The 20116-nt window shown below is 38.4% G+C and carries 20 protein-coding genes; 13 read left to right on the plus strand and 7 right to left on the minus strand.

Annotated features, from left to right (window positions below; translation table 11 throughout):
* Window positions 1-23: 23 nt before the first annotated feature.
* The 4 genes from MHH88_RS08260 (at window position 24) to MHH88_RS08275 (ending at window position 3415) form a co-directional block, all read left to right on the plus strand.
* Window positions 24-308 carry a EutN/CcmL family microcompartment protein gene (locus MHH88_RS08260; protein WP_024363391.1) on the plus strand — a complete coding sequence of 95 codons (285 nt, stop codon included), beginning with the start codon at window positions 24-26 and terminating at the stop codon, window positions 306-308.
* The gene (locus MHH88_RS08265; RefSeq protein ID WP_103977017.1) at window positions 301-648 is read left to right on the plus strand and encodes a BMC domain-containing protein; all 348 of its coding nucleotides are present in this window, start codon (window positions 301-303) and stop codon (window positions 646-648) included. The genes MHH88_RS08260 and MHH88_RS08265 overlap by 8 nt, the downstream gene beginning before the upstream one ends.
* A gap of 11 nt (window positions 649-659) precedes the next feature.
* Window positions 660-1604, plus strand: coding sequence for a malate dehydrogenase (mdh, locus tag MHH88_RS08270; RefSeq protein ID WP_103977016.1), 945 nt, complete (start codon window positions 660-662; stop codon window positions 1602-1604).
* Window positions 1605-1918: 314 nt separating this feature from the next.
* On the plus strand, window positions 1919-3415 hold the full coding sequence (locus MHH88_RS08275; RefSeq protein ID WP_339262363.1) for a carboxypeptidase M32: 1497 nt from the start codon (window positions 1919-1921) through the stop codon (window positions 3413-3415).
* Window positions 3416-3464: 49 nt separating this feature from the next.
* Here MHH88_RS08275 and MHH88_RS08280 read toward each other — a convergent pair whose 3' ends face one another.
* The 4 genes from MHH88_RS08280 to MHH88_RS08295 all read right to left on the minus strand — a co-directional run bounded on the left by MHH88_RS08280 (window position 3465) and on the right by MHH88_RS08295 (window position 6497).
* A complete protein-coding gene (locus MHH88_RS08280; protein WP_339262365.1) occupies window positions 3465-5120 on the minus strand; it encodes a b(o/a)3-type cytochrome-c oxidase subunit 1 in 1656 nt (551 codons plus the stop codon).
* Window positions 5107-5598, minus strand: coding sequence for a cytochrome b5 (locus MHH88_RS08285; RefSeq protein ID WP_024363396.1), 492 nt, complete (start codon window positions 5596-5598; stop codon window positions 5107-5109). The genes MHH88_RS08280 and MHH88_RS08285 overlap by 14 nt, the downstream gene beginning before the upstream one ends.
* Window positions 5599-5667: 69 nt before the next feature.
* Entirely contained in the window at window positions 5668-5790 is a 123-nt protein-coding gene (locus tag MHH88_RS08290) for a hypothetical protein (protein WP_255313800.1), read from the minus strand.
* 239 nt (window positions 5791-6029) lie between these two features.
* Window positions 6030-6497, minus strand: coding sequence for a chemotaxis protein CheX (locus MHH88_RS08295; protein ID WP_069511537.1), 468 nt, complete (start codon window positions 6495-6497; stop codon window positions 6030-6032).
* 399 nt (window positions 6498-6896) lie between these two features.
* Between MHH88_RS08295 and MHH88_RS08300 the strand changes: the two genes are divergently transcribed.
* Window positions 6897-7226 carry a hypothetical protein gene (locus tag MHH88_RS08300; protein WP_339262368.1) on the plus strand — a complete coding sequence of 110 codons (330 nt, stop codon included), beginning with the start codon at window positions 6897-6899 and terminating at the stop codon, window positions 7224-7226.
* An 84-nt stretch (window positions 7227-7310) separates the two neighbouring features.
* Here the strand turns inward: MHH88_RS08300 and MHH88_RS08305 are convergent.
* Window positions 7311-8461 (minus strand): IS3 family transposase gene (locus tag MHH88_RS08305; RefSeq protein WP_339259661.1). Its coding sequence is split into 2 segments (ribosomal slippage): window positions 7311-8188 and window positions 8188-8461, totalling 1152 coding nucleotides; the frame shifts between segments, so codons are not numbered across the junction.
* Between the two features lie 381 nt (window positions 8462-8842).
* Here MHH88_RS08305 and MHH88_RS08310 point away from each other — a divergent pair.
* The 4 genes from MHH88_RS08310 to MHH88_RS08325 are packed head-to-tail and all read left to right on the plus strand — an operon-like array spanning window position 8843 to window position 11735.
* Window positions 8843-9457, plus strand: coding sequence for a pyroglutamyl-peptidase I (locus MHH88_RS08310; protein WP_339262370.1), 615 nt, complete (start codon window positions 8843-8845; stop codon window positions 9455-9457).
* Complete coding sequence (gene pxpB / locus MHH88_RS08315) at window positions 9441-10142, plus strand: 5-oxoprolinase subunit PxpB (protein ID WP_339262371.1); 702 nt, start codon at window positions 9441-9443, stop codon at window positions 10140-10142. The genes MHH88_RS08310 and pxpB overlap by 17 nt, the downstream gene beginning before the upstream one ends.
* Entirely contained in the window at window positions 10139-11011 is an 873-nt protein-coding gene (locus MHH88_RS08320; protein ID WP_339262373.1) for an allophanate hydrolase subunit 2 family protein, read from the plus strand. The genes pxpB and MHH88_RS08320 overlap by 4 nt, the downstream gene beginning before the upstream one ends.
* Window positions 11001-11735 carry a 5-oxoprolinase subunit PxpA gene (locus MHH88_RS08325; RefSeq protein WP_339262374.1) on the plus strand — a complete coding sequence of 245 codons (735 nt, stop codon included), beginning with the start codon at window positions 11001-11003 and terminating at the stop codon, window positions 11733-11735. The genes MHH88_RS08320 and MHH88_RS08325 overlap by 11 nt, the downstream gene beginning before the upstream one ends.
* A gap of 95 nt (window positions 11736-11830) precedes the next feature.
* Here the strand turns inward: MHH88_RS08325 and MHH88_RS08330 are convergent, their stop codons facing one another.
* Together MHH88_RS08330 and MHH88_RS08335 are read right to left on the minus strand one after the other, a co-directional pair.
* Complete coding sequence (locus MHH88_RS08330) at window positions 11831-12151, minus strand: DUF4183 domain-containing protein (protein WP_024363402.1); 321 nt, start codon at window positions 12149-12151, stop codon at window positions 11831-11833.
* Window positions 12152-12176: 25 nt separating this feature from the next.
* Window positions 12177-12602 (minus strand): DUF4183 domain-containing protein, encoded by a 426-nt coding sequence (locus tag MHH88_RS08335; protein ID WP_339262376.1) that lies wholly within the window; start codon window positions 12600-12602, stop codon window positions 12177-12179.
* A gap of 354 nt (window positions 12603-12956) precedes the next feature.
* Between MHH88_RS08335 and MHH88_RS08340 the strand changes: the two genes are divergently transcribed.
* The 4 genes from MHH88_RS08340 (at window position 12957) to MHH88_RS08355 (ending at window position 20076) form a co-directional block, all read left to right on the plus strand.
* Complete coding sequence (locus MHH88_RS08340; protein ID WP_339262377.1) at window positions 12957-16568, plus strand: dynamin family protein; 3612 nt, start codon at window positions 12957-12959, stop codon at window positions 16566-16568.
* Window positions 16569-16578: 10 nt separating this feature from the next.
* Window positions 16579-17388, plus strand: coding sequence for a sulfurtransferase (locus MHH88_RS08345; RefSeq protein ID WP_339262378.1), 810 nt, complete (start codon window positions 16579-16581; stop codon window positions 17386-17388).
* Between the two features lie 160 nt (window positions 17389-17548).
* Entirely contained in the window at window positions 17549-18373 is an 825-nt protein-coding gene (locus MHH88_RS08350; RefSeq protein ID WP_339262380.1) for an MBL fold metallo-hydrolase, read from the plus strand.
* A 500-nt stretch (window positions 18374-18873) separates the two neighbouring features.
* Window positions 18874-20076: a malic enzyme-like NAD(P)-binding protein gene (locus MHH88_RS08355; RefSeq protein ID WP_339262382.1), complete on the plus strand. Its 1203-nt coding sequence runs from the start codon at window positions 18874-18876 to the stop codon at window positions 20074-20076.
* Window positions 20077-20116 lie beyond the last annotated feature (40 nt).

Below are 20116 nucleotides of genomic sequence, written 5' to 3' on the forward strand. Positions count from 1 at the left end.
GGCAACCTAAAGAGGGTGAGTTTATGCAGATGGGAAGAGTGATTGGCAGCGTATGGGCAACACGTAAGGAAGAAGGGTTAAATGGCTTAAAACTATTAATTATCCAACCAATTGATTCCAACCAACAGCCAATTCGTACGGAAATAGTAGCAGCTGATCGCATCGGTGCAGGGATTGGTGATGATGTACTCATTACGAGTGGAGGGTCTTCTCGTTATATTATGAAGGACAATCCCCTCCCTATTGATGCAGTTGTAATCGGAATTATAGACTCTACAGATGTAATGCGAGGTGAAGACAATGAGTAGCGCAATTGGCATGATTGAAACAAAGGGATTGGTGGGGTCTTACGAGGCGGCAGATGCGATGATTAAAGCATCTGATGTCACGATTGTTAAACAAGAATTTGTCGATGGCGGTATTGTAACAGTCGTCGTAACAGGTGATGTTGGCTCAGTACAAGCAGCAGTTGATGCTGGTAAAGAGGCGGCAAAACGCGTTGGAGAATTATTAGGCGCACACGTTATTCCTAGACCAGACGAAGATGTTTTCAATATGATTAAAGGACCAGAAACACCAAAGAAAAAACCGGTCTCAACACCGGTACGTGCTAAAAAAACAACAGAAGCAGCAACTACGGACAATTGAGGTGAAGCATAATGGCATTTCGCAAAAATAAAATTGCTGTTATTGGAGCCGGTCACACGGGTGCAACATTGAGTTTATTCCTCGCACAGAAGGAATTAGGCGATGTTGTGTTGCTAGATATTCCAGAAGCTGAAAATCCAACAAAAGGGAAAGCACTGGATTTATTACAAACAGGACCGATTGAAAAATTTAATGTGTCTATCCAAGGAACAAGTAATTATGAAGATATTGCAGGCGCATCTATCGTTATTATTACAGCTGGCATTCCGCGTAAACCTGGGATGAGCAGAGATGATTTAGTGACAACCAATGCGAAAATTATTCAACAAGTTTCGAGACAAATTAAACACTATGCACCTGATAGCATTGTTGTTGTATTAAGCAATCCAGTAGATGCGATGACGTATGTATGTTATAAAGAAACAGGATTTCCTAAAAATCGTATTATCGGGCAATCCGGTGTATTAGATACCGCACGCTTTAATGCATTTGTAGCACAAGAGTTACAAATTGCACCCGAAGATGTATCGGGATTTGTATTAGGTGGACATGGTGATGAAATGGTACCATTAATCCGTTATTCCTATGCAGGAGGCATCCCGTTAGAAAAGCTTATTCCCCAAGATAGACTACAACAAATTGTCGAACGTACACGTAAAGGCGGCGGTGAAATTGTAGGCTTATTGGGCAATGGTAGTGCTTACTATGCGCCAGCTGCTGCCTGTGCGCACATGGTGGAAATCATAATGAAAGATCAACGAAAAATTATTCCATCCATTGCTCTGTTAGAAGGAGAGTACGGCTACCATGAATTATTTTTAGGTGTACCGACGATTTTAGGCGGTAATGGCATTGAATCGGTCATTGAATTGCACCTTACACAGGAAGAACAAACGGCGCTCCATCAATCAGCACAAGCCGTTAAGCAAGTTTTACAAATTTGCCAAAACATTTAACTAGTATTGATAATTCATATAATATTTCCCCAATGCTATATGAATAGTTTGTAAATATGTTTGATTGGAAACCGAGCATAAAACTAGTTGAAAACCCCATTTTAAAATAAATGCTCCCTTCAAATAGAAGGGAGTTCTTTGCTTTTAAAAAAAATTACTGATGATGGATGGGAGATGTGCGTGCCAACAGCAGTCCACTATTGGTAGTATTAATATTTTGAATAATCTAAATATTTTTAGTGACTGGCACTCGAATATACAAAATTTTCGGAAATATGCTAAACTAGTAACGTAAAAAAGGAGGATGATTGGATATGACTGTACAGCAATTTACAGACTATGTGAAAAAAATGCAGCACTATCAGGAAGCATTGGGGGTAATCTATTGGGATATGCGTACTGGTGCACCTAAGAAAGGGGTAGCGCAGCGTTCAGAGGTAGTTGGCACATTATCGGCCTCCTTGTTTGACATGCAGACGAGTGAACAATTAGGGGAACTACTGACGGCTTTAGAGGCACAAAACGCAGAACTGGACTATGTAACACGCCGTTTAGTCGAGGAAGTACGCAAAAATTACGATCAAAATAAGAAAATTCCCGCTGAAGAATATAAAGAATATGTTATTTTACAAGCGAAAGCGGAAACAATTTGGGAAGAAGCAAAAGCGACAAATGATTTTGCTCAATTTTTACCTTATCTAGAGCAAATCATTGAATGGCAAAAGAAATTTATTCAATATTGGGGCGTTAAAAACGGTTCTACATACAATACGTTACTCGATTTATATGAACCAGATATGACGACGGATGTGTTAGATCAAGTATTTGGCGAATTACGTGAAACGATTGTGGCGCTTATCCAAAAAATCGCAGCTTCTCCAAATAAGCCAGATACAACGATGTTATTTAAACAATTTCCGAGAGAGGCACAACGAGCATTGTCATTAGAGTTGCTAACGCAGCTTGGCTATGATTTTGACGCAGGTCGCTTAGATGAAAGTGTCCATCCATTTATGATTGGCATTAATCATGGCGATGCGCGTATCACAACAAAATATGATGAGCATGATTTCCGTTCTGCTATCTTTGGCACGATTCATGAATGTGGGCATGCGATGTATGAGCAAAATATTGATGCCAAGCTTGCCGGTACACTATTGGCAACTGGGACATCGACAGGCATCCATGAATCGCAATCACTATTCTATGAAAATCTGGTTGGTCGAAATGAAAAGTTTTGGGAGCATAACTATGAACGTTTGCAAAAACATTCGCCAGCACAGTTTGGAGATGTTCCGTTAAATGATTTTCTACGTGCTATTAATATGGTAGAGCCATCACTAATTCGTATTGAAGCAGATGAGCTAACATATCCATTGCATATTATGATTCGTTACGAAATTGAACGTGATTTGTTCAATGGGGACCTGCAAGCAAAAGACCTTCCAGAAGTGTGGAATGCAAAGTACGAAGAGTACTTAGGTATTCGACCAGACAATGATGCCAAAGGCGTTTTACAAGACGTGCACTGGGCAGGGGGCATGTTTGGTTACTTCCCATCTTACGCATTAGGGATGATTTATGCGGCGCAATGGAAGCACGCAATGGATAAAGATCTTCCAAACTTTGATGACTTACTGGCAAATGGCGAGCTTCTGCCAATTCGCGAGTGGCTAACAGAGAACGTACATCAATACGGTGCACTGAAAAAGCCGTTCGAGCTACTACAAGAGGCGACAGGAGAAGGCTTAAATGCCAAGTATCTTGCAAACTACTTACAAGAAAAATATACAAAATTGTATCAGCTATAAACAACAAGCGATTTCTCAATCATGAGAAATCGCTTGTTTTTAAAATAGATTACCAGAACTTAAAGCCTTTTGAGCCTGCAGGTGAATTTGAAATAATATCAAAGATTGGAATTGTGTAAGCAAAAATTATTAACGCTACTAAAATGACCAGCCATACTTTAAAGTTTTCAAGCATAGGTGGTGTTGGACCACTACTTTCATGGATTGAAGCAATTGGGAATTCCTCTTCGCCTTTTGGGGCAAACCAAGCTAGCTTAATCACGACATACGTAATAACTAAAATCGCAATAAATAAAATGGTACCACCAACCGCTTGCGCAATTTGATAGGGAATCCAATCATATGCTTGTTGTGCACCGCCATATTCTGAATAGTCAGAGCGACGTGGAGCACCAAGTAATCCTGCAATATGCATGGCTGTTGACATGATCGTCATACCGACTGCCCATAACACGCCAGAAACAATACCAAGTGTATTTAATGACTTTGTCAGTTTACGACCTGTTAAATGAGGGATTAACCAAAAGGCAGCTCCAAAGTATGTTAAAACAACTGCACTTGCAAATGTTAAATGAAAGTGTCCTGGAACCCAAATAGTATTATGAATAAGTTGGTTCATCTGGTAAGATGCATTGACAATACCACCTGCACCACCAGGGATGAAAGCAAGCATACCGATAAATGGAACGATAAAACGTGCATCTTTCCAAGGTAATTTTTTAAACCAACCGAAAAGCCCTTTACCACCAAGCTCACGACCACGTAATTCAAATGTTGCGAATAAAGAGAATGCAGTCATTAAGGAAGGCACAACAACTGCCATTGTTAATACTACTTGAATAAACTTCCATGTTGTATCAATACCAGGCTCTGTTAATTGGTGATGTAAACCAACCGGTACTGAGAAAATTAAAAACAGCATGAATGATAAGCGAGCTAATGAATCAGAAAAAACTTTTCCGCCAATGACTTTTGGAATGACTACATACCACACCATATAGGCTGGCAATAACCAGAAGTAAACGAGCGCATGGCCGAAATACCAGAATAGTGTACGAGAAAGTAATACATCTACACGTTCAATAAGACCAAGTGACCATGGTAATAGTTGGAATAAAACAGAAACGGCTACGCCTAAAGAAGCAACGAACCACAGTAAATTATTGACTACTACCATAAAAGCTAATAGGGGAGACGTTTGGCCTTTATGTTCTTTACGCCACTGAACATAGCGTAAAATTTGTCCTGCCGAACCAATCCAAGAGCCAACTACTACGAGTGTTAAACCGAGATAAAAAATCCAGTGCGCTTGCAATGGTGCGTAAAATGTATAAAGGACAGTTGCTTTATTTAATAACACCATGACTGCAGCAGCAACTGTACCGATAGTCATTAACCAAAAACCGATCCATCCAAGTAAGCGCTGTTTATCTGTAAAAGTACCAGAGGTACGACTAACACCTGCGATTTGAAAACCGAATATAAAGAACGTTGTTAAAATAAGACCGAGTAATACACCATGAACTGTTAATACTTGATAATAGCCAATACCAGCTGGCAATTTGAATTGACCTGAACGTACAAATACTTGTAATAAACCAGCGAGACCACCTAATAATAATGCGATAAATGCCACATACACATGGGCAAGGGCTAGTTTCGCATCACGACGATCCACCTTTGTCATAGCGTTATTTAGACTCATTTGGATCCACCACCTTTAGCATAGAATGCATTAGCGTATGTCCTGTACCGCAGTATTCATTACATACTATTAAAAACTCACCAGTTTGATTGATTTCAGCTACATATTCTGAAATATATCCAGGTTCAAGCATCATATTAATATTAGTACCTGCAATTTCAAACCCATGAATCACGTCTTCACTTGTTGCGATAAATTTTACTTTTGAACCAAGTGGCACTTCAATTTCTGGTGGATTGTAAAAGAAAGCAGATGCTAAAATAACAACCTCATAATCCCAATCCTTTCCTTCCACTTTGTGTACACCTGGATTCGTAAATGGTGCAATTTCTTTTACTTTTTCATAATCGATGGTTTTCTTATTACTGTTCGGATGTGATCCTTGATGGAATGCACCGATACCAAGAATAATAAGAAATGCAACTAACGTAGCTACGCCAAATACCAGCCAGTACTTCTCATATTTATGTATATGCATATCTCTGTTGTCCTCCTCTGTTGTATTACTTACATCATGTTAATGAAATAGTGCCTTTTACTAAGAATATTAAAAGCGATCCATAAATAAATTGAAGCAGTAAATCCAAATTAAAATAATGATAAAGCCTACTCCGAACACGCCATAAAGTGAACCTTTTAGATTATCTTCTGGTTTTTTATTATTAGCCATTTTTTACTCCCTCCTAAGCTTTCATAGTGGCTTTCTTAAAGTCATAATATTAAAATTCACTTCAATTTGATGTGAAAAAAATCACACATCCAAGTAGAATGTGTGAAAAAAATGTGAAATATTGAAATGCAAAAGGAGTTGGCTCTAACATAAGCCAACTCCCTTTTATGCGAATAACAAAGCGTATTCATAAATACTAGCTGTAGTTACATAGAATGTATGGTTTGAATGAGCCACAGTTAACTCGTTATGACTTCTTCTTCAATTGTCAGTAATACCGTAAGTGCACCAATGTTAGGAATCATAACGGGTAGTACAAATGCTTTTTCAAAGCCATAAAGTTTTGTATTTCCGACCATAACAGTTGGTGGTGTAATATCAATTTCTAAACTTTCCTGTCCTACTGCTGTACATAAATTTCCTGCAATCATATTGCCGAATTCACCAGTGAATGATTCTAGCATTTCTCCTTCTAATGGCATACCAAACATTGTACTGCCGATACCGCTAAATACTTCAGGGGAGGAATCTATAATTACACGTCCCTTTACATCTCCAATTAGGCCAATTAATACACCCATTTGCTGTTGTTGAAAGGGCTCAGAAATAATACTTGGCGCTTTCACTTGGATGTCCATAGGTAGGATTGTTTTTAATGCATGGATTGTCCCGTTTAAAATAGTTTGAAAGTACTTCGAATTACTCATCATTACCGCATCCTTTTTCCGACTTTTCTACATCTTACCATGCTCAAAGGGTAAGATGAAAGTATGTCTTGACGAAATCGGATGAAATTTATATTATATTAATGAGAATGATTTTCAAAATCAACGAATTTGTGCTATAGTGTACATAATAAGAAGAAAAGGAGCGGTCAGCAATGACATTCGTTTTCATTGGAGCAACAGTAGCTATTTATATTGGAGTAGGGAAATACGTTATGAAGCAGGCGACTGCACATTTAAATTAATAGTACTATAGTTTGTGGTACTGATTTTCAATCGTTTTTATAGTACATTAATATTTAATTCAAGAGTATGACTTGTGTCATACTCTTGAATCTTTAGATAATATATTTTATGCACAATTTTTCGGGAGTGGAATTTATGGGTTCATTATGTAATTGCAAGGAACTTGTGCAAATAAAAGTGGAAGCAGATATTGGTGCTGATCCATTATGGTGTAAGGTTTGTGGCTTTAATTTGGATATCGATAAAATGGAGATTTCTGATTCTTTAAAGATACAGTTAAGATCATGGATAAATGATTATGGAGCATGGATAAATGTGGACTCTGATAGCTTAATTGTTGGAGGGGAAAATCTAGAAAAACAACATAATGAAATAGGACTAAGATTAACGGAAAAAGTGATGAGTGAAATAAAAAATAAAAAAATTGTTTTTCAACCTTCTTCAATGTTTTTGAATAGTAATTAAATAGAAAGGAATACTCTAAATGAAAAAAGTACTTGTTCATTTAAGGGACTGACCCCGATATATAAGACAGTAATCAAAAAAGCATCACTCAACCAGTTGTCGGTATTGAACCGGCGACTGGTTGTTTAGTTTCGTTTGAATTCGGTTATTGTTATAATAGTTTATATAGTCTTTGACAGTTTGTTCTACGATGGCCGTCGTAGTACTGTTCAAATTGTCTAAGTAGAATGTTTCAGACTTTAACACAGAATGAAACGATTCGATTGGGGCATTATCAGCGGGCGTACCTTTACGGGACATGCTCATGGTAATGCCTTTTGCTTTTACGGCCTGTTGATAATCATACGATGTGTATACCGCCCCTTGGTCACTGTGCAACGTACACCCTTCGGGCAAATGGTGAAGTTGAGCTAATGTATCCAGCACAAAATCAGTATCTTGACAGTCTCCAATCGAATAGGCAATAATTTCACCATTATATAAATCTTGAATACTTGAAAGATACAACTGTTTTTGACCAAATGGCAAGTAAGTAATATCAGTTACGAGCTTCTGTAACGGTGCTGTGGCTTCAAAATCACGATTTAATAAATTTGCTGCGATTGCATATGGTTGTCCTGTTCGTTTCCGTTTTTTCACTTTCACGCGACATTGCCAACCATATTTTTGCATGATACGTTGAACAACTTTATGATTGACGCACATTTCTTGACGTAAGAGTGCTGTAATTTTTCTGTAGCCATAGCGAAATTTATTTGCACGACAGAGTTCACCGATACGTCTCTCTATTGCTTGACGAGACCTTGCATCGGTAGATGCCTGTTTCCAACGATAGTAGGTAGATCGTGCAATCCCAAAGTGTTTACAAATGTCCTTTACAGACATCATGCTTCTTAGTGACGCAACTAACTGTACAGCTACTTCTCCAACCACTTCCTCTCCAACTCTGCGTACTTTTTTAGCACCTCAATTTGTTGCTTTAAATAACGGTTTTCCAATGCTAATTTCGTTTGTTCATTGTCCGGTTCAGGACCTTTATTAAAGATATATTGTTTGCCTACAGGTTGTTTCAAACGATTGACTTCACCATTTCTATACCAACGCACCCATGTTTCGACCTGTGTTTTATGGCGTATATTTAATTCCAATAGAATCTGTTTGACAGGTACCCCCGCTAATCGCATCTCAATCGCTTTCATTTTTACTTCATATGGATAACTCACTCTTGTTCCCATAGAAAAAACACCTCCAAATTGAAATTTAAGTATCTATACCCGAATTTCAATCGAAGATGCTTTTTTTATTTGTCTTTACCTATTGGGGTCAGTTCCGGATTCAATCTAACACTTTTTTCTTTTGTTCCAGACGCTTATGGAATTGTATCGTTCGGATTTCAACTTGGATAAGAACCATCAAAAGTTTAATATATAGGGCGAAAAATTTAGAATAATAGCATAATTTAATAGCGATCAAAGGCATTTCTTATTTATATTTGATAAAATGGGAGCAAGTTATAGATTTCGGAGAATAGGAGAACTAACTTTGCAGTATTCATTAAAAACAAAATGAAAGGGTCGTACGATGAAGCAACGTTCGATCGAAATTAGGTGAAGAATATGAAAAAAATACTATTAACGGGCTTTGTCCCATTTTTAGATTACACAATCAATCCTACGATGCAAATTGTAGAAAGTTTAAATGGGAGTATAATGGACGGCTATGAAATTGTTGGGCGCACACTATCCGTTGATTTTCAGCTATCCGCGCAGCAGTTAAAGGGATATATTGCGGAAATACAGCCTGAAATTATTATGTCCTTAGGGTTAGCTGGTGGCCGATTTAAAATCACACCAGAGCGCATAGCGATTAATGTGAAAGATGGAGAGCCTGATAACAATGGCTATCTGCCTGTTGATGAAAGCATTGATGACGGGGGGCAGGATGCCTATATGACCAATTTACCTATTCGGAAAATGGTTGAACGATTATGTAAAGAAGGTTATCCTGCAGAAATTTCAAATACGGCAGGTACCTATCTATGCAATAATATTATGTACGAAGGGCTAGCTTATGCTAAGCAACATACAGGGATTCGTGCTGGCTTTATTCATATTCCGGCATCTTTTGAATTAGCGATTCAGCACGGCAAAATACCAGGGTGGAATATGCAAGATTTAATGACGTGCATTAAGCTTTGTATCGAGGAAACCATTCGTGAAACAAATCATTGAGTTCCCTCATACAATGTGGATTAGTCAATACACAATCCGTTTTGCCTTCGATGAAGTCATTTCGCAAGAAAATTTTCAGCTAGTCCAACAGTTTAATCGCTTTTTGAAAAAAATGCTACATACCAATCTTATTGAAAGTGTTGCTAGTTATCATACGGTTACAGCATATGTAAAACATCAAGTGGATATAGCCTTCTTACAAGAACAATGGCTTACAATGCAAAGGAACGCCCATGTTGGTGAAGCAACAAGCCAACCAGTACAAATACCAATTTGTTATGATGAAGAATTTGCTTTGGATATGCAGCGTGTGATGGACGTGACAGCTTTATCGTTTGAGACCATAAAAAAATTGCATATGGATAAAGTATATAGTGTTTATTTAATCGGCTTTTTACCTGGATTTCCTTATTTAGGAGACTTACATAGCCAATTATTTGTCCCGCGTTTAACGAAACCACGCTCGCTTGTGTCCGCGGGCTCTGTCGGTATTGGCGGGGTACAAACAGGGATATATCCGCTCGATTCACCAGGGGGATGGAATATTATTGGTAAGACACCATTCACATTATTTGATATTCATCGGAAGGTCCCTTTTCTCTTTACTCTTGGAAGTCAAGTGCAATTTTACGAAATAACCAAACAGGCGTTTTTAGAAATAAAAGAAAAGGAGTGTAGCAATTGAAGCCACTTCTTATAGTTAAAAAACAAGGTGTATATGGTAGCTTACAAGATCAAGGGAGAGAGGGCTACCGAGCATTTGGGGTCCCTCGGTCAGGACCGATGGATAGCGTATCATTTCAAGTAGCACATACTATTTTTGATAATGCGACAGCAGACCAAACGTCGTTTGAAATGTTTATAGGAGGTTTTGAATTTCAAGCGTTAAATAATGGAACGTATGTATTGACTGGTGCAACTTGTCTGTGTTTATTAAATGGTCGTCCCATTGAAATGTGGAAAACCTTTCAATTATTTAAGGGAGATATTTTATCTATCAAAAGCGTAAATAACGGCTCCATTGTTTATCTCACACCTAAAGGTGGATTTCAAACAGACCTTATACTTGGTAGTAAAGCCAGCTTACCAATGGTAGGTCGTACTCCAGGTGTGGGCAGTGTATTGTATGGGCAACATGCAACGCCATTATCATGGACAAGAGGGCTGTATGCACCTTACCGCCCTTATTTTCATACGGCTATTACAGTAAGGGTTTTTAAAGGGCCTCATTTTCAATTATTTACAGAAGAAAGTAGACAACAATTTTTAGCTAGCTCCTATCAATTTTCTGGCGGGAATCGTATGGGCTACTATTTAAAAGGGAACGCCCTCGATTTGAAAACGAGGAAAGATATACTTTCAGAAGCGACCCAATTTGGGACAATTCAAGTGCCTCAAAGCGGTCAGCCTATTGTTTTAATGGCCGATGCCCAAACAGTCGGCGGCTATCCAATCATTGCTACCATCCATGAAGATGATTTACATAAAGTTGCCCAAATGCGTATGTTTAACACAATAAGATTTGTATTAACGGAGGAATCGTATGCCAATTGATATTAATTGTGATATGGGCGAAGGTATGGATGTTTTGACACTCGACAAAGATGAAGAAATTTTAGACTATGTAACGTCGATTAATATAGCCTGTGGGTATCATGCAGGGAATCATACAATCATGCATAGGACTGTACAAAATGCTATTCGTAAAAATATTCGTATTGGCGCGCATCCGGGCTATCCTGATCTTCAAGGATTTGGCCGTCGAAATATGGATGTTAGTGCGGAAGAAATTTATAATATGATGGTCTATCAAGTCGGTGCTTTGCAAGCATTTGTCTCGGTGGAAAAAGGCATTCTTCATCATGTGAAGCCACATGGCGCACTGTATAATCAAAGTGCCAATGATATAGAAAAAGCAACAGCCGTAGTCAATGCTGTATATGATTTAAACCCAGCGTATGTTTTATATTGTTTAGCTGGTAGCAAAATCGTGCACATTGCGAAGGAAAAGGGCTTACAAGTCTATGAGGAAGTTTTTTCGGATCGTCATTACAATGATGATGGGACATTAGTTAGTAGAGAAGACCCGAATGCGTTAATCCAAACAGAAGAAGAAATGCTTGTACATGTCAAAGGTATTTTAACTGCTAATGAAGTGATGTCTATCCAACAAAAGAAAATACAACTTTCTGCTCAAACATTATGTATACACGGAGATGGCCCACATGCATTGACTTTTGCAAAGAAGATTTTTGCGTTAAGAAAACAATTGGGATAACAAAATGTATGGATGCTCAACAAAGGAGCATCCATACAGCTAAAAAGCACATTTAATGACTCGATTTAATAGCAAAATACTTAATTCTGATGTTATTAAATAGTTGTCACTAATTCTACAGCTTCAATAATAATTGGAGTGCCTGCCGAGATAGTCGCTGTTACCGTGTTAAATGTTATTTCTGTTGCGGAAACTGTATAGGCATCACCTTCTTGAAGCACACCATTGATATATAAATTATAGTACCCATTAATTACGACTGGGAAAGCAGTTGCTGCAGTACCACTGTCAGTCAAAAACGTTGTTGCAGCAAGTGTTGTTCCATCTGTAATGGCAAGTGGTGTCGCTAAAATATTAAAAAATTTCGTGGATGTGCCAGAAACATTGACATTGATGTTAATAATGGAAAGTGCCACGTGCATTCACCTCCTTTCAATAGTGCTAGTGAATTTCGTTAAAAAAGCCGAGAGATTCAATAATAATGGGCGTCCCTCTATAAATAGTTGCGTTATCAGCATTTAAGATAAGCGCATTTGGTGTTACGGAATAAATGCCACCTTCCTGCATAACGGCGTTAATATAGAGATTTACATAGCCATTTGGATAGGTAATTATAAATTCTTGTACATTGACGCCATTATCATCTGAAAATAGATTCGCTGCTAAAGTGGCCCCATTTGTCAATTGAATATCGGATGTTACTATATAGAAATATCTATTTACTTTAGGAATAACCCTCCCATCAGGAACAATAATGGAAGGGGGTTGGGGAATAGGGACATCACGAGCTATAATACGAGGCCATCTAAATTGATTTTCACAATCGCATAACGGTGTAATCTGAAAACAATGTTTTTGCTTTACCATCTATATAATCACTCCTTTTATTTTGATTTTTATGCCCCTATAGTTGTATCAGATTTCTTTAGTACTGAACCTCAAATCGTTATTTTGTAACCGCTTTTTAACCTTCACTCTTATTTAAAATATGAAAAAAAAGAAGAATTGCTTAGTTAACTATCCATTTTGCAGATAAAAATAGTAGATTTTCTACAAGGATTATGCTACTTCATTTTGGATAAACATGACTATGTTGACGAATATTACGTCTGAAACCTTGATATATATGCTTTTTAAAGTAAATTAGTGTTATACTTTGCATATCTAATAAGGTAGAATACTAATTGTGAGTAATTAAAAGGATAAAGGGGTTACAGTTTTATGAAAGAATTTGAGCAACAACTAGAGGGGCTTTTAAAGCAAGCTTCATTACAATACATAATCTATCAGCATAACGGTGATACAGAGCGTATGGATAAAACCTCGCTATTTGCACGTAAATTACAACAGAAAGAGTATGTCATCGGTTTTGCCGGCCATTTCTCTGCTGGTAAATCAAGTATGATTAATGCCTTATCTGGTGAGAATTTACTGGCGTCAAGCCCGATACCAACGAGTGCAAATATCGTGAAGGTGCATAAGTCGGAAGAAGATTTCGCCATTGTGTATATGCATGATGAAAAACCTGTTAAGTTTGAAGCGGGATATGATTTTAAAACCGTTAAAGAACTTAGTAAAAATGGGGATCTTGTATCACAAATTGAAATTGGTCATAGCGCCTCTACATTACCTCTTGGCGTAACAGTGATGGATACACCTGGTGTTGACTCGACAGATGACGCACACCGTATGTCTACAGAATCAGCGCTTCATATTGCAGATATTGTATTCTATACAATGGACTATAATCATGTTCAATCGGAGTTGAACTTTCAATTTACAAAACAATTAATGAAATACAATCCGAATGTTTATTTAATTGTTAATATGATTGATAAGCATAAGGAAAACGAATTAAGCTTTGAAGACTTTAAGGCGACTGTCCACAATTCATTTTCAGCATGGGGCGTTGTGCCAAAGGGTGTATTTTTCACATCTTTACGAGAGCCAGAACATCCAAATAATGACTTTGAAACAGTGAAAAAAATTGTGATGGATAGCATGAACGATTGGCAAGATCAGCTTGTACAGACAGCAACCAATACGCTCCGTCTATTGCAAAGTGAGCATGATAACTACTTAATGGAAGAAAAGCAAGATCGTTTAGATATTGATGAAGATATTTTAAGTGCGGATGATTGGGCACATCATCAGGATATTTTAGAGCAGTATAATAAGTTAAATCGTCAAGTAGAATTATTCTCGGTGGAAGCTTGGAATGAAACATTCGAAGAAGAACGTAAAGAGTTACTTGCCAATGCAGTAATTATGCCAGCCGATGTGCGAGATAAATTACGTCTTTATTTAGAGAGCAAGCAGGAAGGGTTTAAAGTAGGCGGTTTATTTTCAGCGAAGAAAAAAACAGCGGAAGAACGTAATCGCCGTAAAGAGGATGCATTCGGTGCCTATCAAACCGTTGTACACGCTCAAATTACGGGTCATTTAAAGGCACTAATGAAAAAGGCATTAAAAGATGTAGGGGCGTTAAGTGAGGAACGTGCGCAAGCAGTGGATGCCTATGTATTTGATTTACCATTTTCGTTAATTGAACAGCAAGTACAAGTTGGTGCTATATTAACGGGGGATGCGGTTCTTAATTTTGCCAACCGTGTTGCAGAAGCAACAAAACGCTATTTTATACAGGAAACAGATGTGTGGAAAGATGCCCAAGCAACAACATTACAAGCTGTTGCAACTGAAACGGCCGCACCATCTAAATTGAAAATGGCTGGTATGCAGGCGAAAGTTGATGCCATTCAAGCTGTGCTCGAAATCGAAGGTTATCAGCAATATAGTGCAGGTGTTATGCATCAAGCAAGCAATGAAATTCGAAAAGAAGCAAATTATCAACTCACACTTTGGGAAAAAGCGTTTGAGCAGGATTTAGCAGACATTCGATTATTTGACGAGTCAATGCTCAAGCCAAAAGAAGAGGTTATACAGCAAGAGGAAGCGCAGCACGCAGTGAGTGCATCTAGTTTACCTATTGAAGGTGTTATTAAACGGGCACTTCATACAGCCGATGCGGTGAAAGAGGTACAAGGTTTTGCAGAAGTAGCAAGCTATTTAGAAAACAAAGTAGAGCGATTACAGAAAAAAGACTTTACGATTGCATTGTTCGGGGCGTTTAGTGCAGGGAAATCTTCCTTCTCGAATGCATTAATGGGTGCGAAGGTGCTACCAGTATCACCTAATCCAACAACAGCGGCTATTAATAAAATTCGTCCAGTGACACCAGAGCATCCTCACGAAACAGCAGATGTTCAGTTAAAAACGTCCGCACAAATGCTAGAGGATATCCAAGGTTCCTATGCGGCGATTGGTTTAACGGTATCGTCTTTAGAAGAGGCATTCAACCGTGCAGATGAAGGACTAGCGGTACAGCTCACTGATGAACGATTAAATGTACATAAATCATTTATCCGTGCATATAAAGAAGGCTATCCATCATTTAAAACGGAACTTGGACAAGTGTTACGTGTAGAGCGTGAAGAATTTGAAAAATTTGTAGCACAAGAAAATAAGTCATGCTTCGTCGATAATATTGACTTTTATTATGATAGTCCGTTAACGCGTATGGGTGTAACGCTTGTCGATACGCCAGGAGCAGATTCCATCAATGCGCGTCATACAGGGGTTGCCTTTGAATATATTCGTAATGCGGATGCCATTTTATTTATTACGTACTATAACCACGCATTTGCTAAAGCTGATCGAGAGTTTTTAATTCAATTAGGTCGTGTAAAGGATGCCTTTGAACTTGATAAAATGTTCTTTATCGTTAATGCGATTGATTTGGCAACGACAGAAGAAGAACAGGAAGATGTAAAGGGGTATGTTCGTTCAGAATTACAACGCTTTGGTATTCGTTTCCCACGTTTATACGGGGTATCCAGCTTAATGGCATTAAAAGAAAAAGTAGAGGGCGCTTCATTTGCATCAGGCATGCCGCCGTTTGAGGATGCTTTCCATACATTTTTAAATGATGAGTTAAGTGCATTAGCGGTGCAGGCACTTGCCGAAGAAGTGGACAAAACAGAGCAACGTTTAGGGGATTTAATTGCTCAAACAGAGGAAAACTTAAAACGTAAAGATGAGCGTTTAGCTGAGTTGACTACGCTTGAACAGCACATTAAATCGAAGTTTAATGCCTTAAATACAAGTATGATGGAAAGTGAAACAAAACAGGAATTAGATGAATTATTGTATTATGTTTTACAACGCGTCTTTTATCGCTACCCTGAATTCTTTAAAGAAGGATATAACCCTTCAACCTTTGCAGCTATGCCTGCACAGCAAGCATTAGAGCATGCGTTGAAAGAAGTCTTGCAAAGCTTACGATTTGACTTTACACAGGAAATGCGTGTTACAAACTTCCGCTTATCACAATTTATTAGTAAAAAAATGCAGCTTCGTTTTAAAGATGAAGTCCGTGAGCTGAAAGAAATGAACCGTAGCTTCTCGTTTTTAGCTTTTGAATCATCCGAACCAGATTTATTAGCATTTGAAAGTCCATTTGCAGATGTTACAAAATATGCAAGTGTGAAATCGCATTTCCGCAATCAAAAAGCATTCTTTGAGAAAAATGAAAAAATTAAGCTAAGTGAAGCGTTAGAATCATTAACAAAGCCAGATGCTCAAAATTATTTAGATGGACAAAAAGTAGCACTCATGACTTGGGCCATTGCTTATATTGGTGAAGAGGCGGAAAGATTACGCTTGCATATTTACCATCAAGCACTAGAGCAAATTGCAACTGAACGACTGGTGTTACAAGAGGAAAGTCGATTAGCTTCGTGGAAATCAATTTACGCACAACTACAATACGCATGAGGTGATGCACATGGGAAAAATATTCAAAACTGTTGAGGAAATTCAAGTTGACGGTGTCCGTTTTGTGGATGCTCGCTATGATTTACAAAACAAACAATTTGGAAAGCAAGCATTTGAAGCAGGACATGCACCAGGAGCGGTATATATTGATTTAGAGCAGGATTTATCGGATATGGAAAGTGAAAACGGCCGTCATCCGATGCCGAGTAAGGAAAAGCTTACGTCTGTCTTTCAAGAATTAGGTCTGCGCTACGAAGATCAAATTGTCGTTTATGACCAAGGTGCATCACCGTTTGCACCCCGCGCTTGGTGGATGTTAACGTATGCAGGCTTTCCGAATGTTGTGATTGTCAATGGTGGAGCGACAGCATTGGAAGAAAAAGTGACATTCACAAAGGATATTGTGAAATATGCGCCGACAACGCTTGATTTGAATTGGCAAGATCATCTGTATGCGCCGCGTGAAGCAGTAAAGGCAATTGTCGATGGAGAACAGTCAGCAACGCTATTAGATGCACGAGCTGCTGCCCGTTACCGTGGTGAAGTTGAACCGCTTGATAATGTAGCGGGTCATATTCCAACTGCTAAAAACTTTGATTGGGAGCAGTTAAAAGTTGAAGGAACACTGCAAGCTAATGATGCGCTTCGTGCAAAGGTTGCACAAGATGAACACATAGTGGTTTATTGTGGCAGTGGTGTCACAGCATCACCGCTCTACGCAGTACTTGCAGATGAAGGTTATAAAAATATTCAGCTCTATACAGGTAGCTATAGTGATTGGATTACAGCATACGATATAGAAACTGGAACAAATGAATAATTAGGAGAAGACGCTCACCTTGGTGGGCGTTTTTTTCTTAAGAAATAGGGGCTAGATTAAAATATATCGCTTATGGTGCATTAAATGGAAATTTACGCTAAAAATGACTCATCATTCATTTTATGCTACACTTTTTTTACAAAGGGGAAGGGGGAAACGTATGTATAAATTAGAGAAAAGTATAGAAATCGAACAACATGGGAACGTGCAATGTGCACATGGTAAAGTAGCTGTGCAAGGTATAGGAATGAGTGTCTATAGCTTTTATGTGGATGGACTACTGATTGATACAGGTTCTAATTCGCTTGCAGAGGAGTTTCAATCTTTTTTTCGCGAGCTGTCGGTTGAACAAGTTGCATTGACTCATGCACATGAAGACCATTCGGGCAACGCTGCTTGGATTCAGCAACAACAGAATATCCCGATTTACGTTCATCATGAGTCCATTGCGAATTGTGCGGAAGACGGAAACTATCCATTCTATCGTCAGGCGCTCTGGGGACAGCGACCAGCATTTATTGCACAGCCATTTGGGGACACGCTCGAAACGAAATCTACCACTTGGGACATTATTGCGACACCAGGACATACAACAGACCATCTGTCGTTTTACAATCGGGCAACAGGTGCCATGTTTACAGGAGATTTATATATTCAAACGAAGACAAAGGTTGTGCTTGATGAGGAAAACATCGTACATACTTTGGCATCGTTAAAGAAACTATTACATTTTGATTTTGAACAGGTCTATTGTTGCCATGCAGGTTTTCTTGCGGATGGTCGGGCGAAAATAAGCGAAAAAATTGCTTATTTAGAAGAGTTGGAGGAAGAGGTGCGAAAGCTCTATTCTCAAGGCTACACAGACGATGCCATAACGAAAGCCATTTTTCGCCGAGAGTATCCAATCACTAAGGTGTCCGGGGAGCAATGGTCATCCAAACATATTATTACAGCTTTTACTCAGCAATTTAAGCAAGAGTCCTAAAATACACCGCGGGTAAAGTGTGCTACTTCGCGGGTATTTTAGCTCAATCCGCGGGTAAACTACACTACTTGGCAAGTATGTTCCTTTTTAATATGAGTTAGTCCTCGCTCTGAGAGTCCTTCTGCTAAGGACTCTTTTTTCTGTTGTTAAAAAAGTTTGTGAAAAAATGTGAATAAAATGTGGCGAAGTTAGATGTCACAATGGATGCGCTTACATGAGTTTGTGAAATTTTTCTCATTTACTGCAGTAAAATACTATGTGAAAAACTGAACAGGTTGATTGCTGTTATGACTACGTTTTTACCAAGCTGAAAAAAATATTTATTATATCAAGATAATTAATTGTGAAATTAATAACAATACAACAAAACGTTATAATCGACAAGAAACATCTATTTATCAAAGAAAATAATGCTTTTTAAAGTTTTTTCGTTGACTACAATTTCACAAAGTATTATGATACTGACATACAATAAAACAGAAGAAAAAGGGGCGGATTGAATGGATATTATGAAAAAAGCGTTAGATATGCATGCACAATATAGTGGGAAATTAGAGGTGATTTCAAAGGTGCCTGTGCAAGACTCTTATGATCTTAGCCTTGCGTATTCGCCTGGTGTAGCGGCACCTTGTATTGAAATTGAAAAAAATCCATCGCTTGTTTATGACTATACAATGAAGGGCAATATGGTAGCTATTGTATCTGATGGCACTGCGGTGTTGGGGCTGGGGGATATTGGACCGAAAGCAGCACTACCTGTAATGGAAGGTAAAGCAATTTTATTAAAGCGTTTTGCCAATGTTGATGCTTTTCCACTATGTTTAGATACAAAAAGTACGGATGAAATCGTCAGCATTGTGAAGGCGCTTGCGCCAACATTCGGTGGTGTTAATTTGGAAGATATTTCAGCACCACGTTGCTTTGAGATCGAAGATCGTCTACGTCAAGAATGTGATATTCCGGTGTTTCATGATGATCAGCATGGTACGGCAATCGTTGTAGGTGCGGGGATGATAAACGCAAATCGTATTGTGCAGAAGGATGTAGCAACGATGAAAGTAGTCATTAACGGAGCTGGTGCGGCTGGTATTGCCATTTTACGTATCCTTGTCCAAATGGGCTATAAAAATATTTATATGTGTGATACAAAAGGAATTATTTATGAAGGCCGTGCGGAAGGCATGAATCCAATAAAAGATGCGGTGGCGCATTTAACAAATCCAGAAAAATTACATGGTACGTTGGATGATGCTCTCGTAGGTGCAGATGTCTTTATTGGCGTATCTGTTGCCAATTTACTAACAGAGGCACATATTGCATCGATGAATGAAAATCCAGTTGTCTTTGCACTTGCAAATCCAAATCCAGAAATTACGTATGAAAATGCGAAAGCGTGGGGTGTTCGTATTATGGGGACTGGTCGTTCTGACTATCCAAATCAAATTAATAATGTCCTAGCTTTCCCAGGAATTTTCCGCGGAGCATTAGATGTACGCGCAACAGATATTAACGAAGATATGAAGTTAGCAGCAGTAGAGGCGATTGCTTCTCTTGTGAGTGATGAAGAATTAACAGAGGAATATATTGTACCTAAATCATTAGATGAGCGTGTTGTTGAAATTGTTTCACGTGCAGTGAGTGGAGCAGCCGTTGCATCTGGTGTATCTGAGTTATTCCAACAACAAACTGTCCTTTCGGTATAGTGTAAATTGTTATATACCAAAAAATCTCCCACTCTCAATA

Origin of the sequence: Lysinibacillus sp. FSL K6-3209 (assembly GCF_037976175.1) — a bacterium.
Lineage (GTDB): Bacteria > Bacillota > Bacilli > Bacillales_A > Planococcaceae > Lysinibacillus > Lysinibacillus sphaericus_D.